General features: G+C 73.5%; 15 protein-coding genes. 8 read left to right on the top strand and 7 right to left on the bottom strand.

Annotation, left to right across the window (positions count from 1 at the left end; all coding sequences use genetic code 11):
- Window positions 1–174: 174 nt before the first annotated feature.
- Window positions 175–858: a helix-turn-helix transcriptional regulator gene (locus ACZ4Z2_RS27700; RefSeq protein ID WP_468079563.1), complete on the bottom strand. Its 684-nt coding sequence runs from the start codon at window positions 856–858 to the stop codon at window positions 175–177.
- A gap of 83 nt (window positions 859–941) precedes the next feature.
- Here ACZ4Z2_RS27700 and ACZ4Z2_RS27695 point away from each other — a divergent pair, with 83 nt between their 5' ends.
- Entirely contained in the window at window positions 942–1,376 is a 435-nt protein-coding gene (locus ACZ4Z2_RS27695; RefSeq protein WP_468079554.1) for a hypothetical protein, read from the top strand.
- Window positions 1,377–1,597: 221 nt separating this feature from the next.
- On the opposite strand, the gene ACZ4Z2_RS27690 is transcribed toward ACZ4Z2_RS27695, so the two are convergent.
- A complete protein-coding gene (locus tag ACZ4Z2_RS27690) occupies window positions 1,598–2,803 on the bottom strand; it encodes an MFS transporter (protein WP_468079552.1) in 1,206 nt (401 codons plus the stop codon).
- A gap of 52 nt (window positions 2,804–2,855) precedes the next feature.
- Window positions 2,856–3,533, bottom strand: a complete 678-nt coding sequence (locus tag ACZ4Z2_RS27685) for a class I SAM-dependent methyltransferase (RefSeq protein ID WP_468079551.1) — start codon at window positions 3,531–3,533, stop codon at window positions 2,856–2,858.
- Window positions 3,534–3,646: 113 nt separating this feature from the next.
- Between ACZ4Z2_RS27685 and pgm the strand changes: the two genes are divergently transcribed.
- Window positions 3,647–5,287 (top strand): phosphoglucomutase (alpha-D-glucose-1,6-bisphosphate-dependent), encoded by a 1,641-nt coding sequence (gene pgm / locus ACZ4Z2_RS27680; RefSeq protein WP_468079549.1) that lies wholly within the window; start codon window positions 3,647–3,649, stop codon window positions 5,285–5,287.
- Window positions 5,288–5,327: 40 nt separating this feature from the next.
- Here the strand turns inward: pgm and ACZ4Z2_RS27675 are convergent, their stop codons facing one another.
- On the bottom strand, window positions 5,328–6,023 hold the full coding sequence (locus ACZ4Z2_RS27675) for an alpha/beta fold hydrolase (protein WP_468079547.1): 696 nt from the start codon (window positions 6,021–6,023) through the stop codon (window positions 5,328–5,330).
- A 143-nt stretch (window positions 6,024–6,166) separates the two neighbouring features.
- Here ACZ4Z2_RS27675 and ACZ4Z2_RS27670 point away from each other — a divergent pair, with 143 nt between their 5' ends.
- Window positions 6,167–7,138 carry a Rieske (2Fe-2S) protein gene (locus ACZ4Z2_RS27670; protein ID WP_468079546.1) on the top strand — a complete coding sequence of 324 codons (972 nt, stop codon included), beginning with the start codon at window positions 6,167–6,169 and terminating at the stop codon, window positions 7,136–7,138.
- Window positions 7,122–7,676, top strand: a complete 555-nt coding sequence (locus ACZ4Z2_RS27665; RefSeq protein ID WP_468079545.1) for a DUF1360 domain-containing protein — start codon at window positions 7,122–7,124, stop codon at window positions 7,674–7,676. Before ACZ4Z2_RS27670 ends, ACZ4Z2_RS27665 begins: the two co-directional genes overlap by 17 nt.
- Before the next feature lie 32 nt (window positions 7,677–7,708).
- On the opposite strand, the gene ACZ4Z2_RS27660 is transcribed toward ACZ4Z2_RS27665, so the two are convergent.
- Window positions 7,709–8,872 (bottom strand): PP2C family protein-serine/threonine phosphatase, encoded by a 1,164-nt coding sequence (locus ACZ4Z2_RS27660; protein ID WP_468079562.1) that lies wholly within the window; start codon window positions 8,870–8,872, stop codon window positions 7,709–7,711.
- Window positions 8,873–9,078: 206 nt separating this feature from the next.
- Window positions 9,079–9,342 carry a WhiB family transcriptional regulator gene (locus ACZ4Z2_RS27655; protein WP_468079543.1) on the bottom strand — a complete coding sequence of 88 codons (264 nt, stop codon included), beginning with the start codon at window positions 9,340–9,342 and terminating at the stop codon, window positions 9,079–9,081.
- Between the two features lie 318 nt (window positions 9,343–9,660).
- Between ACZ4Z2_RS27655 and ACZ4Z2_RS27650 the strand changes: the two genes are divergently transcribed.
- The 4 genes from ACZ4Z2_RS27650 (at window position 9,661) to ACZ4Z2_RS27635 (ending at window position 13,874) form a co-directional block, all read left to right on the top strand.
- Complete coding sequence (locus ACZ4Z2_RS27650; protein ID WP_468079542.1) at window positions 9,661–9,831, top strand: hypothetical protein; 171 nt, start codon at window positions 9,661–9,663, stop codon at window positions 9,829–9,831.
- A 134-nt stretch (window positions 9,832–9,965) separates the two neighbouring features.
- Complete coding sequence (locus ACZ4Z2_RS27645; RefSeq protein WP_468079541.1) at window positions 9,966–10,427, top strand: SRPBCC family protein; 462 nt, start codon at window positions 9,966–9,968, stop codon at window positions 10,425–10,427.
- A gap of 344 nt (window positions 10,428–10,771) precedes the next feature.
- Window positions 10,772–11,413 carry a vitamin K epoxide reductase family protein gene (locus ACZ4Z2_RS27640; RefSeq protein ID WP_468079539.1) on the top strand — a complete coding sequence of 214 codons (642 nt, stop codon included), beginning with the start codon at window positions 10,772–10,774 and terminating at the stop codon, window positions 11,411–11,413.
- A gap of 73 nt (window positions 11,414–11,486) precedes the next feature.
- Entirely contained in the window at window positions 11,487–13,874 is a 2,388-nt protein-coding gene (locus ACZ4Z2_RS27635; protein WP_468079538.1) for a glycoside hydrolase family 65 protein, read from the top strand.
- A gap of 21 nt (window positions 13,875–13,895) precedes the next feature.
- Here the strand turns inward: ACZ4Z2_RS27635 and ACZ4Z2_RS27630 are convergent, their stop codons facing one another.
- The gene (locus tag ACZ4Z2_RS27630) at window positions 13,896–15,608 is read right to left on the bottom strand and encodes a SulP family inorganic anion transporter (protein ID WP_468079536.1); all 1,713 of its coding nucleotides are present in this window, start codon (window positions 15,606–15,608) and stop codon (window positions 13,896–13,898) included.
- Between the last annotated feature and the right edge of the window lie 112 nt (window positions 15,609–15,720).

Genomic DNA, 15,720 nt, shown 5'->3' with positions numbered 1-15,720 from the left:
CCACCCCCCAGGTCATCCCATCGACAGGGGGCAACAGTCATGCCGGGCCCGGAGGCCAGCGGCCCTCTTGCAGGACCGCGAAAAACATAACGGGGGGACAGGGGAACCGCTGATCGGCGGCCACCGGGTCGTGGCCCTGATCGGCTCGCCCCCGAGGGAGGAGGGTCCCGCCGGTCAGGCGGCGGGTAGCAGGCGGACGCAGCAGTGGCCCGGTGACGGCATGAGGCGTGCCTCCCAAGGCTCCTCCTCACTGCCCAGTGTCCTCAGCACGCCGCGCAGCAGGTGCAGGTTCATTCCGCACACCGTCTCGGTGTGCTCGCGGGCCAGCGCGTGAAAGGGGCAGTTGCCGAGCACGATCGTCCCGCCGTCGAGGCGCGGCTCGAAGCCATGGCGTTCCAGCAGCTCCGTCACACCGGCGGACGCCTGCTCGCCGAGCCGCTCGCCCAGTTCCGTCGCCTTGCGGTGCAGCACCGCGCGGACCGCTTCACCGGTCGCGTCGGACTCCTCCACGGCCTGCGCCAGCAGCCGCCCGGCCAGTTCGTAGTGCCGCTCGGGCAGGGTGACGCTGACCTGTCTGTCGGAGCGCCGGTACAGCTTCGCGGGCCGGCCGGCGCCCGGGCCGCTGCGTCCGCTGCGCCGCTCGTACACCACCTCCAGCAGCCCTTCGGCCGCCAGACGGTCCAGATGGAAGGCCGCCGTCTGCCGCGCCAGAGCGAGGGCCTCGGCCGCGTCGTCCCGGCCGACGGGGTCGGACTGCCGTGCCACGTGGTCGTACAGCCGGCGGCGCGTCGGTTCGTCCAGTGCCGCGACGGCGGAGACGTCACCGCCGGGTGCTTCCTTCGAGTGGTCCACGAACACCAGTGTAAAACCAACACCCATTGACTTAAGAGCCGGGCGGCGCTTCTATTGACAGTGAAAGTTGTCGATAGAAGGAGCCGGTCATGCCGTCCACCCTCAGCACCACACCTGTCACGCCCCGGCGCGGCCTCGCCACCGACCCCGGCTACCAGGCGTTCTGGATCCTGCGGACGGGATTCGCCGTGGCGCCGATCCTGTTCGGCCTGGACAAGTTCGCCAACCTGCTCGTCGACTGGCCGATCTACCTCGCCCCGTGGATCGACGACCTGGTCCCGGGCAGCGCCCAGGCCGCCATGTACGCCGTCGGCGTCATCGAGATCGTCGCCGGCCTCACCGTCGCCCTGGCCCCGAGGTTCGGCGGCTGGCTCGTGGCCGGCTGGCTGGCCGGCATCATCGTCAACCTGCTGACCATTCCGGACTACTACGACGTGGCCCTGCGGGACTTCGGTCTCCTCCTCGCCGCCGTCGCCCTGGCCCGCCTCGCGGAGCGGTACCGCACCCCGCGGAACACGGACTGACGAACCGAAGCCCCGGCCGTGGCACGAGTGGGCCCCGCTCCTCGGCGAGGAGTGCGGGCCCCGCGCCTTCGGGTGCCGCACCCGCTTGCACCGCCACCGGGCGAACAGTAAAGAGTGGGAGTGGGCTGCGGTTGCACATGAGTCAGGTGATGCGCCATGCCAGCCGTCCGGCCGGTCAAGTGACCGTCCCAGGGGTCAAGTGACCATCCCGCCCCGTCGGCTCAGCGGGCCTGATCGGCCTCCGGCGCGGGCACCGGGCGGCGCAGGAGATAGAGGCCCGCGGTCGACACCAGCAGGGCCATGCAGGCGATGAAGACCAGGCCGGCGCTTTCCAGCCCGATGGGTTCCGTCAGCAGGCCCATTCCGATGACCGGGACGGAGATGCCCGTATAGGCCACCACGAAGAGCGCGGAGATCACGGCCGCGCGCCGGTCCGCCTCGGCCGCGCGGGCCACGGCGGACAACGCCCCGCGGAACGCCAGCCCCTGCCCGGCCCCGCCGACCACCGCGCTGAGCACCACCAGCGGCAGCGACTCCCACCACAGCGCCCCCGCCAGCAGCGCCAGCCCCGTCAGGAGCGCGGCACAGCCCAGCGGCAGCGACCGGCCCACACCGACCCGGCCGACGACCAACTGCCCGGCGGTGGACGAGAAGAAGGCCAGCGCGACGACCAGACCGCTCACCGCGTGGTCGTGCATGCCGAGGGACTGGGCCAGGAAGGCCGGGCTCACCGACGTGAACACCCCGAACAGCGCGAACCCCACGAAGGAGGCGGTCGCCGCCGGACCGAAGACCGCCCGGACAGCCGGCGTCAGACCGGGCCGCTCGGGCCGTACGGCGCTCAGTGGCCGCCGCTCCCGCACGGTCTCCGGAAGGCCCATCAGCACGACGGCCGAACAGGCCACCAGAGCGAGGTGAACGGCGAACGGCAGATACAGCGGCCGGTCGGCGTACTGAGCGAGCACACCGGCGAGCAGCGGGCCGCAGCCGAGACCGCCCATGTTCGCCGCGGTCGCCACGAACGTCGCCCGCGAGGCACCGCCGGGCGGCGCCAGTTCCATCACGTACGCCGTCGCGGCCCCGGTGAACAGACCGGCCGACAGGCCCGACAGCAGCCGCCCCGTGTACAGCCAGCCCATGGCGGTGGCGCACAGGAAGCAGACGGCGCTCGCCGCCGCGAAACCCAGCCCCCACAGCAGCACCGGACGACGGCCCACGGAGTCCGAGACGTTGCCCGCGGGAAGCAGCACCCCGATGACCCCGACGGCGTACACCGCGTAGACGACGGTGACCGTCAGCTCGGAGAAGCCGAACTTCTCCTGGTAGAGGCCGTAGAGGGGAGTCGGCAGCGTCGTGCCGGCCATGCAGACGGCGAACACCGCCCCGCCGAGCAGACACCGCCGCCAGCCTCGAAGATCACCGCCCATACCGCCGACGGTAACCGCACCCCCGGACGCCCGCGCCCCGACACGGCCCCCGTCAGCGGTCGGCTCCGTCGCGCCGGCAGCGCAGGAAGAGATGGGGCTCGGGGCCGGCGCCGGGATGGTCCGGGGTGAAGACGGTGGAGTCGCGGGACAGCACCGTCAGGCCCGCCGCCTCCACCACGGCGACGACGTCCTCCTCGGCGAAGCTGGTCGCCCGGACCGGCTCGCCCATGAAGACCACCTCGACGTCCTCCACGTCCACCGGGACGGTGGCCAGCACCAGATGCCCGCCGGGCTTCAGGGCCGCCGCCAGCCGCCGCAGCACGGCCGACTGCTCGGCGCGCGTCATCTGCAGCAGCGAGAAGAACACGCACACACCGTCGAAGGAGGCCGCCTCCAGCGGGAGATCGCGGATGTCGGCCCGGCGGAACTCGGCCTCGGGCACCTGGCGTTCGGCGATCTCGACCATGACGGGGGAGAGGTCGACCCCCAGCACCGAGTGCCCCGCCGCGACCAGCGCCGCGGCGGTGGGCCGCCCGGTGCCGCTGCCCACGTCCAGCGTCCGCGCGGCGGGAGGCAGCCGCTCGACCAGCCACTCCAGCGTCGCGAGATGCGCCGGGGCATGGGCGAACGCCTTCTCGTAGTCGGCGCCCAGGGCGTCGAACAGCACGGCGGCGGGCGGCCGTTGGTGCTCCTGCGTCACGTCGGTGTCCCCTCGTTCGCCGACCCGCATCGTCGCACCCGCGGGACGTGCGCCACAACGGCCGCCCCGTGCGCGTCCCGACGCGCCCGGCGGGGGAGAATGAGGGCCGTACCCAACGGTCGACCCTTGCGGAGGAGCGGGAAATGCAGGACGCGCGAGCGGGGCAGGTCGCCGGACCCGAGGACCTCGTCGATGTGGCCCGCCTGGTCACGGCGTACTACGCGCTGCACCCCGACCCGGCGGAGCCCGGGCAGCGGGTGGCGTTCGGCACCTCGGGACACCGCGGCTCGTCCCTCACGGCGGCGTTCAACGAGGACCACATCGCCGCCACCAGCCAGGCCATCTGCGAATACCGCGCCGCCCAGGGCACCGACGGCCCCCTCTTCCTCGGCGCCGACACCCACGCCCTGTCCGAGCCCGCGCGGATCACGGCGCTGGAGGTGTTCGCCGCCAACGACGTGACCGTCCTCATCGACCAGGCCGACGGCTACACGCCCACCCCGGCGGTCTCGCACGCCATCCTCACCCACAACCGCGGCCGCGCCTCCGCCCTCGCCGACGGCGTGGTGGTCACCCCCTCGCACAACCCGCCCGCCGACGGCGGCTTCAAGTACAACCCGCCGAGCGGCGGCCCCGCCGGTTCCGACGCGACCTCCTGGATCCAGGACCGCGCCAACGAGATCATCACCGGCGGCCTGAAGGACGTACGGCGCGTCCCGTACACCCGCGCCCTGGCCGCCCCCGGCACCGGCCGCTACGACTTCCTCGGCACCTATGTCGCCGACCTGCCCGCCGTACTGGACCTGGACGCGATCCGGGCCGCCGGTGTGCGCATCGGCGCCGACCCGCTCGGCGGCGCCTCCGTCGCCTACTGGGGCAGGATCGCCGAACAGCACCGGCTCGACCTCACGGTGGTGAACCCGCTCACCGACCCCACCTGGCGCTTCATGACGCTGGACTGGGACGGCAAGATCCGCATGGACTGCTCCTCGCCGTACGCGATGGCCTCCCTCATCGAGCGGCGCGACCGGTTCGACATCGCCACCGGCAACGACGCCGACGCCGACCGGCACGGCATCGTCACCCCCGACGGCGGCCTGATGAACCCCAACCACTATCTGGCCGTGGCGATCTCGTACCTCTTCTCGCACCGGGACCAGTGGCCGGCCGGTGCCGGGGTCGGCAAGACCCTCGTGTCGTCCGGCATGATCGACCGGGTCGCGGCGGACGTCGGCCGGGAACTGGTCGAAGTCCCGGTCGGCTTCAAGTGGTTCGTGGACGGCCTGTCCGACGGCAGGCTCGGCTTCGGCGGCGAGGAGTCGGCGGGCGCGTCGTTCCTGCGCCGCGACGGCTCGGTGTGGACCACCGACAAGGACGGCATCATCCTGGCCCTCCTCGCCTCCGAGATCACGGCCGTCACCGGCAAGAGCCCCTCCCAGCACTACGCCGCGCTCACCGGACGCTTCGGCGCCCCCGCCTACGCGCGCGTCGACGCCCCGGCGTCCCGCGAGGAGAAGGCGCTGCTCGCCAAGCTGTCGCCGCGCCAGGTCACCGCCGACACCCTCGCCGGTGAACCGGTCACCACGGTCCTCACCGAGGCCCCGGGCAACGGCGCCGCCCTCGGCGGGATCAAGGTCGCCACCGCCAACGCCTGGTTCGCGGCCCGCCCTTCCGGCACCGAGGACGTCTACAAGATCTACGCCGAGTCCTTCCTCGGCCCCGACCACCTGAGCCGGGTCCAGGAGGAGGCCAGGTCGGTGGTGCTCGCGGCCCTCAACGCCTGAGGGCCGGGGCCACCCCGGCCGGGCCGACCCCGGCGCAGTGTCAGACCCGCGCCCGGAGCAACAGGTCGGCGGTGACGGCGGGATACGGGTGGGGGAAGGCGTGCCCGCCCGGGACGAGGACGGTACGGGCCGAGGCCGCGCGGCGGGCCAGGAGTTCGGCCCGGTCCGGAGGACAGAGCGCGTCGTCCGCCGCCGACACGACCGTGACCGGGCAGGACATCGAGGGCAGGACGTCCTCCGGGGCGTCCTTCCGCGCCGACCGGACACAGGCCGGCAGCCGCCGCGGACCGGCTTTCAGACAGGAGGGCAGCACCGTCGGCACGACCCCCGGATCCTCGTGGACGACCGTACGGGCGGCCGCGGCGAACAGCGGACGCGTCCGCCGCAGGGCGGGCGAGAACGTGGGAGCCGGCAGGACGAGGGCCCGGACCCGGTCCGGGACCCGCACGGCCGCGTGCAGCGCGGCCTGGGCACCGGTGAAGTGCCCGGCGAGGACCACCGGCGCCCACGGGACCGCGGTCAGCCACCGCGCCACGAGGTCTGCGAGCGGCCCGAGCGTCTCCTGGCAGGCCGGCCCCAAAGGGTCGCCGAACCCCGGCACGTCCAGCGGACGCGCCGGCCCCGACCGGGCGCAGCGCTCCAGCGCGCGCAGCAGATACCCGGGCGCCCCCAGCCCGGGCACCAGCACCACGGCCGTCTCCCGTTCGTCGAGGCGGGGCGTGCCCAGGCTGCGCACCGCGTCCGGCCCGACGCGGTCGCGGCAGATGTTCGGGGGAGGCGCCCACCGGTGCGGAATGGGGTGCGGGTACCCGAACAGGGCGGGACCACGGTGCGCCGAACCGTCCGTTTGCCGTCCACATCGGCGGGGACCCGCAGGCCATGAGCCCCACACCACGCCGTCGGACGGCACAGAACCGGGTCCTGAGGCTGCTGGACCGATTGGAGCGGGAACCACGGGCCGACGCGGTGATCGGCGCGCTGCGCAAGGGCGTGCGAACCCTGCCGCTCGGGCGCGGCCGGGACCTGCTGCACGGCCGCCCGCTGGGGCACCCGGCCCATCCGCTGATGGTCCAGGTCCCCATCGGTAGCTGGCTCTCCGCCGCCGCCCTCGACCTGCGACCCGGCCGCTCCCGCGAGGCCGGCTTCCTCATCGGCGTCGGACTGGCGGCCGCCGCTCCGGCGGCCCTGGCGGGCGCCGTCGACTGGGCGGAACTGCACCGCCAGCAGCAGCGCGTAGGTCTCGCGCACGCCCTGGCCAACACGGCGGCGGTCGGCCTCTACGCCGCCTCGCTCGTGTCCCGCGCCAGGGGCCGGACCTTCGCCGGCCGCGCCTACGGCTTCCTGGGGCTCGCGGCGGTCGGTACCGGCGGCATGCTCGGCGGCCACCTCGCCTACCGGCAGGCCTCCGGCGCCAACCACGCCGAAGAGGTCCCGCACGTCGTGTCCCGGGGCTGGCGCAGGATCGGCACCGTCGACGAGTTCCCGGTCGGCCGGGCCGTACGGCGCGCCGTGGACGACGTGCCGGTCCTGGTCGTCCGCGAGACCGGCGGGACGCTCCACGCGCTGGCCGAGCGGTGCAGCCATCTCGCGGGACCGCTGTCGGAGGGCACCGTCGCGGACGGATGCGTCCAGTGCCCCTGGCACGGCAGCGTCTTCCGCCTCTCGGACGGCTGGAACGTACGCGGCCCCGCCACCGCCCCCCAGCCCGCCTTCGACACCCGGATCACCGACGGGCACGTCGAGATACGCCTGCGCTCGCAGGACGGCGGGGAGCCGACGGCGAACGGCCGGGCGGACCGGCGGCCCAGCACGGCAGGAGCGACGAGGTGGGTTCATGGGCACGGCGACTGACGGCCGCGGCCTCGCGCGACGGGTGCGCGGGCTGGTCGAACGCACCGCACGGAACTACTCCCCGAAGCAGGAGCGGCCGCTGGGCGGCTATCTGGTCGCCATGGCGGGTTTCTCCGCGTACACGGCGGCCTGGGCGACGGCCGTAGGGCTGCGCGGGCGCCCCCTGCCCGAACGGCCCGAGCCGTGGGACGTGCTCCTCACCTCCGTGGCCACGTTCCGGCTCAGCCGGCTGCTGAGCAAGGCGTCGGTCACCAGCCCGTTGCGGGCACCTTTCACCCGGTACGTCGGCCCGCAGGGACCGGCCGAACTCCATGAGGAGGCGCGGTCCAGGCCCGGCGGGGAAACGGTGGGCGAGTTGGTCACCTGCCCCTTCTGCATGAGCGTATGGATCGCCTCCACCCTCACCGCGGGCCGGCTCCTGTGGCCCCGTGCCACCCGGACCGCCATGGGCGCGCTCACCTCCCTGGCGGGGGCGGACATGCTGCAACTCGTGTACAGCGCCCTGTCGGACCCGGAGCGGGCGAAGGTCGGCGAGTGATACGGGCCCCTCGGGCGTGAGCGGGCCGTACGTCACCGTGACGCGCTGCCGTGCCATTCGCAGCACAGGACCGTGGCGTCGTCGGCCAGGAGACCGTCGTGGTAGTCGAGGACCGCGTGGACCAGCCGGCGCAGCGTCTCGGGCAGCGGGACCCCGTCGGCGTGGTGGCGGACGACGAAGTCGACGAAGCGGTCCCGGCCGAACTCCTGCCCGGTGGTGTCGCGCGCCTCGGTGATGCCGTCGGTGTGGAACAGCAGTCGGTCACCCGGTTCCAGTTGCTCCCGGCAGACGGTGGTGCGCAGGCCGAGGTCGGTCCCGAGGGGGTGGGCGGGCGGACAGGCCAGGGTGGTGACCCAGCGGCCGCCCCGGATGAGCACGGGCAGGGGATGCCCGTAGTTGACCCAGCTCAGGTATCCGGTCGTGAGGTCGAGGTCGGCGAGGATGCCGGTGGCGTAGCGGCTGCGGTGGAACTGTTCGAGGAGCGCCGTCTCGATCGAGGTGCCCGCCTCCGGAAGTCCGGCTCCCCGGCGGCGGTGGCTGCGGCAGGTGGCGATGGCCAGGTTGGCGGTGAGCCCCGCGGCGGTGTCGTGTCCCATGGCGTCGAAGATGGCGAGATGGGCGACGTCCGCGGCCAGGGCGTAGTCGAAGGCGTCGCCGGCGGTCTCGTACGCCGGTTCCATCGCGGCGGCGATGGTGACCCTGCCGTCGGAGAACGTCTGCGGCGGCATCAGGGTCCACTGCATCTCGGCGGAGGGGCTCATCCACCGGGTGCGGGTGAGGCGGGCGTAGGAGTCGCTGTAGCTGCGCTTGGACACCAGCATCAGGCCCAGCAGGGACGCGAGGTCCTGCATCGCCTCCCGGTCCGGGGCGGCGCCGGCGACGTCGACGCGCAGGACCCCGAGGCGCTCGGTGCCGTCCACCACCGGGATCCAGTGCCGCCCCCGGCCGTCGCTCACCGCGCCGCCCAGCCCCTTCTGGAAGGCCCGGCCCGCGAGGGTGGCGTCGACGCGGAGCTCCTCGCCGCCGTCCCCGGCGTCGACGCCCCGGCCGGTCACCTCCCGCAGCACGTCCTGCTGCAGATCGGCCAGGAAGATGCTGGTCCGGCCGATCCCGGCACGCTCCGCGTACGCGGAGACCAGGGCGGCCAGCTCCTCGAACGTCGTCAGATGGCTGGCCCGGGTGAGGGCGACGAGCATGCGCGCCGGGTCTTCGTACACCGTCACACCAAGCCCCATCGGACGGGGACTGCCCGGTCCGCCTGTCGACCTCGTTCGACGTGGTCGGGAACGGCTGGCGGCTGACGAAGACGAGAAGCCCGAACGGCTGTTGCGGCCAGCTTACGCGGCAGTCGGCGGACGGGCCGCTGGGTGGCCGGGCGGTCGCATGACCGGGCGGCACCCGCCTACCCGGCGGCGTCGAGTGCCGTCCGACCCTTGGCTCCGCGCCGGCGCAGCCCGCGTCGTTCCTCCTCGCAGGTCCCGCCCCAGACTCCCTGTGCCCCGGTGGCCTGAAGAGCCCACGACAGGCACTGGTGGATCACCGGGCAGCGTCGGCAGATCGCCTTCGCCCTGGCCTGCTGTTCCCGCAGGGCGGCTCCGGTGACGGCTACGGGGAAGAAGAGATCCGGGTCCTCGTGGGCACATGCCGCGTCTCGCCACCAGTCCATGGCTGCCGCCTTTCCGTCCGCGTCGGCGATGGTGGATCGGTCCCGCTTCCGGCCGCCGCACGCCGCCGAATCCCCGGCGCCCGCTGGACCCCTGCCAGCCGAGTGCGCTGTCCCACCGGGGGAGCCCGACCTCGTCACGAAGCAGACACACCGCGCGGCCCCATTTTCACGCCGAACACGGCATACGCAACCGTCGCGACGTGACCTTTTGCCGGCCGCCCCCGGCACAGGGCCGCCCCGGCGACGTTTTGCCCCCGCCCCACCGGGGATCCGATATGTCCGTGTTGTCCATTGTCTGGGCATCTGTAGGAGGCGGCCATGACCAGTTCCGGAGAAGCCCGCCGCGAGCACGCGTCCCCCTTGGAACGCGAGACCGGCGAACGGGACGTCCACCCGGAGGAGGAGGGCCGCCCCCGGCCCGACGCCTCCCCCGAGCACACCGACGAGGCCCTCAAGGAACGCTCCGAGACCGAGGAGAGCCCCGGCTGACCCCCCGAGACCACATTCGGACCGCCGCATCGGTCGTAGGCGGGTGATCCACGGGTACCCGGTCGGCGTGCAGAGGTCCCGGGCCGACCCGTGACGGTCGGGCCGGGGCGAATCCCGCATCGAGGAGGTCTCGGATGAGCACGGTCAAGGAAGCGGTGGAAGTCGAGGTCCCCGTCCACACCGCCTACAACCAGTGGACCCAGTTCGAGGAGTTCCCCCAGTTCATGGAGGGGGTCGAGGAGGTCAGGCAGCTCGACGACCGCCACAACCACTGGAGGACCAAGATCGGCGGGGTGACGCGCGAGTTCGACACCGAGATCGTCGACCAGCTCCCGGACGAGCGGATCACCTGGCGCACGATCACGGGCGACACCAGGCAGAGGGGCACGGTCCACTTCGAGCGCCTGGACGACACGCACACCCGCGTGGAGCTCGTCATGGACATCGAGCCCAGCGGCACCGTCGAGAAGGCCGGCGACATGCTGGGAATGGTCGACCGGCGCGTGAAGGGCGACATGCGGCGCTTCAAGGAGTACATGGAGAAGCGCGGCGGCGAGTCCGGAGCCTGGCGTGGCCGCATCAGGCCCGGCGAGTGATCCAGAGCCACCCCTGAGACGCGTCCTCGTCGGCGCCGGCCGTCCCGCGGCGGCCGGCGCCGACGCGCGAGTCGACCCGGCCGCTTCCGGGGACGTCCCGCCCGGGCGCTCGGGTCCGTTCGGCCCTACCCCCGCACGACCCGGCCGGGCTTGACTGCGCCCATCGGTTGCCGAGGCGGAGGGACGCGCATGTCCGGCAAGAGGACGGCTGGGGAAGGTCGAGCGATGATCGTCGCGGTGAGGCACACGGATCCGACGGCTCCCGCGCCGGAGTCGGCGCAGGCCGAACCACGGGCCGTGCGCGCGGCGGGCAGGACGGCCGGCACGGTGAGGGGCGGTGCGAGGTGAGCACGACGGCCCTCACGCCCGGCCGGGGCACCCGGCGGGCCGGCGACGGCTCGCGCACGGGGGCCCGGCCCGCCTTCGCCTGGCTGCTCGTGGTCACGGGCGCCCTCGGGCTCCTCGGCTCCTTCGCCATCACCGTCGACAAGTTCCGGCTGCTGGAGAACACGTCGTACGTGCCCCCGTGCAGCCTGAGCCCGGTGGTGTCCTGCACGAGCGTGATGCGCAGCGAGCAGGCGGCCGTGTTCGGCTTCCCCAACCCGGTGATCGGCCTGATCGCCTTCGGCGTCGTGACGGGCATCGGGTTCGGCCTCCTGGCGGGGGCCCGCTACCGGCGCTGGTACTGGCTCGGCCTCAACGCCGGCACCCTCGGCGGGGTCGTCTTCAGCATGTGGCTCATGACGCAGGCGCTGTACGAGATCGGCGCGCTCTGCCTGTGGTGCGTGCTCGTGTGGGCCGCCACCATCGCCATGTTCTGGTACACGACCGTGCACAACCTCCGCCACGGCATCATCCACGCGCCACGCCCTCTCGTCGCCGCCGCGTGGGAGTTCCACTGGGCGGTCCCCGTGACCTGGTACGCCCTGATCGGGATGCTCATCGCGACCCGCTTCTGGACCTACTGGCAGGCACTGCTCCTCTGACCCGCCCCGCCGGCCGGCACCCTCACGCCCGCCCCGACGGGACGGGCGTCCCGGTGTCTTCGATACTGGCCCCGTGACCGGCTGGACGTGGGAGTACGAGGGCTACAAGGCCGCCGACGAGCGGCTGAGGGAGTCGCTGTGCACCCTCGGCAACGGCTACTTCGCCACCCGAGGGGCCCTGCCCGAATGCGCGGCCGACGAAGTGCACTACCCGGGCACCTACGCGGCCGGCTGCTACAACCGGCTCACCTCCGACGTCGCCGGGCGCCGGGTCGAGAACGAGGACATGGTCAACCTCCCCAACTGGCTGCCGCTGCGTTTCCGCCCGCCCGGACAGGGCTGGCTCACACCGGACACGGGGACCGTGCTCGACCACCGCCAGGCCCTCCACCTGGCCACGGGCACGCTGGAACGCCGGACCAGGTACGCGCTCGACGCGGGCGGCACCCTGGACGTGCGGCAGCGCCGGCTCGTACACATGGCCGACCCTCATCTCGCCGCACTGCGCACCGAGTTCACCGTCGACGGCACCCCGGGCGGCGAGACGGAGGTGGAGGTCGAGGCACTGCTCGACGGCGGTGTCACCAACGCCGGCGTGCCCCGCTACCGCGACCTGGACGGCCGCCACCTCACCCATGTGCACACCGGCCCCGCCGGCGCGGACACGGTGTGGCTGCGCTGCCGCACCCGCACCTCCGACATCCGCGTCGGCATGGCGGCCCGCCTGACCGCCGGGTCCCCGGTGCGCACCCGCCACATGCACCCGTACGCCGCCCAGGCCGTGCGGCTGCGCCTGAAGCCCGGCACCACCCGCACGGTCGACAAGACCGTGGCCCTGCACACCTCCCGCGACCCGGCGATCAGCGACCCGCTGCGCGCCGCGATCGACCGGGTGGGCCGGGCGCCCGGCTTCGACGGTCTGCTCGCGGCGCACACCACCGCCTGGGCCCAGCTGTGGCGCCGCGCCGGCCTGGAGGTGCCCGGCGAGGCGGGCACCGTCCTGCGCCTGCACCTCTTCCACGTCCTGCAGACCCTGTCCCCGCACACCGCCGACCTCGACGTCGGCGTCCCCGCGCGCGGACTGCACGGGGAGGCGTACCGGGGCCATGTCTTCTGGGACGAGCTGTTCGTGCTCCCGTACCTGAACACGCACTTCCCCGAGGTGTCCCGAGCCCTGCTCCGCTACCGCCACCGCCGCCTCGACCAGGCGTGCGCCGCCGCACGCGCCGTCGGGCGACGCGGCGCCCTCTACCCGTGGCAGAGCGGCAGCGACGGCCGGGAGGAGACCCAGGAACTGCACCTCAACCCGCGCTCCGGGCGCTGGCTGCCCGACCACTCCCGGCTCCAGCGCCATGTCGGGTCGGCGATCGCGTACAACGTCTGGCAGTACTGCGAGGCGAGCGGCGACGCCGAGTTCCTGCACACCAAGGGCGCCGAGATGCTGCTGCAGATCGCCCGCTTCTGGGCGGACTCGGCCACGTACGACGAGGACCTCGGGCGGCACCGCATCCGCGGCGTCGTCGGCCCCGACGAGTACCACGACGCGTATCCCGACGCGACGCGACCCGGCCTCGACGACAACGCGTACACCAACGTCACCGCGGCATGGGTGCTGGCCCGCACGCTCGACCTGCTGCGCACCCTGCCCCAGCCCCGCCGCCGCGAACTCACCGAGCGCACCGGCCTGGACGGCGCCGAACTCGAACGGTGGGAGGAGGTGTCACGCACCCTGTACGTGCCCTTCCACGACGGAGTCGTCAGCCAGTTCGCGGGCTACGGCGACCTCGCCGAACTGGACTGGCCCGCGTACCGTCGGCGGTACGGCGACATCCGGCGCCTGGACCGGATCCTGGAGGCGGAGGGCGACACCGTCAACCGCTACCGGGCGTCCAAGCAGGCCGACGTGCTGATGCTCGGCTACCTCTTCTCACCCGCCGAACTCCACCGCGTCTTCGCCCGACTGGGCCACCGGCTGGACGACGACATGTGGCGGCGCACGGTCGACCACTACCTCACCCGCACCAGCCACGGCTCCACCCTCAGCGGCCTGGTGCACGGCTGGGTGCTGGCCCGGGCGCGCCGGGCCGAGGCGTGGACGTTCTTCCAGGAGGCGCTGCGCGGCGACATCGCCGACCTCCAGGGCGGCACCACCGGCGAGGGCATCCACCTCGGCGCCATGGCCGGCACCCTCGACCTCGTGCAGCGCGGACTGACGGGCCTGGAGACCCGCGAGGGCGCGCTGTGGCTCGACCCGGTACCGCTGCCGGAGCTGTCCTCGTACGGGTTCGCCCTCCGCTACCAGGGCCACTGGGGCGTACGGCTGCGGCGGGAGCGCGGACGGCTGGAGATCACGGTGCCGTCCTCCGACCGCTCCCCGATCGACATCCGGCTGCCCGGCCGCGAGGTGCGCCTCCAGCCGGGGGAGAGCAGACACCTCGACCTCCCCGAGCGGCCCGCCTGACCGGGGGCGGGCCGCAGCCCCTCACCGGTCCCCGACCCACTCCCGGTACGCGGCCACCGCCGTCGGCAGCGTAGGGAAGATCCGCTCGGCTCCGACGGACTCCGCGAGGCCGTACGCCCTCAAATCGTCCATCAGGTCCTGCTTGACGCGGGCCAGCGCGAGGACGACACCCCGCCGGGTCAGTTCACGGCGCAGCTCGTCCACGGCGTCCAGGGCGGTGATGTCGACCTCGACGTTCGCCTCGGTGTTGAGGACGAACCAGCGCACGGGGTCCTCCTGGGCGTCCACCGCGGCCAGCGCCCGACGGCGGAAGTCCTCCGCGTTGGCGAAGAAGAGCGGGGAGTCGTAGCGGTACACCAGCAGGCCGGGGATCGTCCGGGCGTCGGGGTAGTCGTCGATGTCGTGCATCCCCGCCAGGCCGGGCACCAGCCCCTGGACGGCGTCGTGCGGGCGCGCCACCCGGGTCAGCAGCTCCGCGATCGACAGGCCGACGGCGACCAGCACCCCGTACAGGATGTCGAGGACGAGGACCCCGGCGAGGCACCCGAGGGCCAGCAGCAGCTCCCGGCGGCGGAACGACGCCAGCCTGCGGAACCCGGCCAGGTCGATCATGCGGACGGCCGCGTAGACGACGAGGACTCCCAGGACGGCTCGCGGGGTGCGGGACAGCAGCGGCCCGAGCAGGAGCAGTACGGCCACCACGGCCGCCCCGGCGACCAGCGAGTACGCCTGGCTGCGGGCGCCCGCCGAGGACGCGAGCGCGGTACGGCTGGCGCTGCTGCTCACCGGGAAGCCGCTCAGCACACCCGCCCCGAGGTTGGCGGCTCCCAGGCCGAGGAACTCCTGGTCGGCGTCGAGCGCCTCCTCGCCGCTCCGGTCGGCGAAGGCCCGCGCGGTGAGGATGAAGTCGGTGTAGCCGACGAGGAGCACCCCCAGCGCGGGCAGCACCAGCCGGGGCAGCTCGCCCAGGTCCGGCGCGGAGAACCCGGGCAGGCCGATCGGTACGTCACCGATCACCTCGACGCCGTACCGGTCGTCCAGACCGAAGGCCGCGACGGCCGCCGTGCCCAGCACCAGCACCAGCAGGGGGCCCGGAACGGCCCGCACGTACCGGGCGGCGGCGAAGAGGAGGACCAGCGCGAGGGCGGAGAACACGACGGTGGCCGCATGCGCGTCCGGCAGGTTCCGGACGAAGGACCACAGCTGCGAGAAGAACGACGCGCTGGTGGTGTCGACGCCGGTCAGCTTCGGCAGCTGGTCCACCGTCATGATCAGTGCCACGCCCGCCAGATAACCGATCAGCACCGGCCGCGACAGCAGGTCCGCGACGAAACCGAGCCGGGCCGCACGGGCCACCACGCACAACAGCCCCACCGTGACTGCGAGCGTCGCCGCCAGGGTCGCGTACCGGGCCGGGTCCCCGGCGGCGAGCGGCGCGACCACCGTGGCCGTCATCAGCGCGGTCGTCGACTCCGGACCCACCGACAGCAACCGGGACGAACCGAGCAGGGCGTACGCGGCCAGGGCCGGCAGGATCGCCCACAGCCCGGCCACCGGCGGCAGCCCGGCCACTCCCGCGTACGCCATCACCTGCGGCACCAGGTACGCGGCGACCGTGACCCCGGCCAGGACGTCGCCCTTCAGCCACGCCCGCCGATAACCGAGGAGCGTGCCGAGCCCGGGGGCCAGGCGGCGCCACACCGGAACGTGCTGTCTGCCCGAGCCCTGGACCATGGGCCTCCCTCCGCCGTGGGGATCAGCATCCACCGCGGGCACGCGCCCGCGCGAGCCACTCGTCCGGACTGCCCGCCGAACCGGCCGCCCCAGGGACGTTCGGCCCCTGCCG

The organism is Streptomyces sp. NPDC030183 (assembly GCF_055573455.1).
The sequence above is the reverse complement of the archived record's forward strand: the minus strand, read 5'-3'. Positions and strand labels throughout refer to the sequence as shown.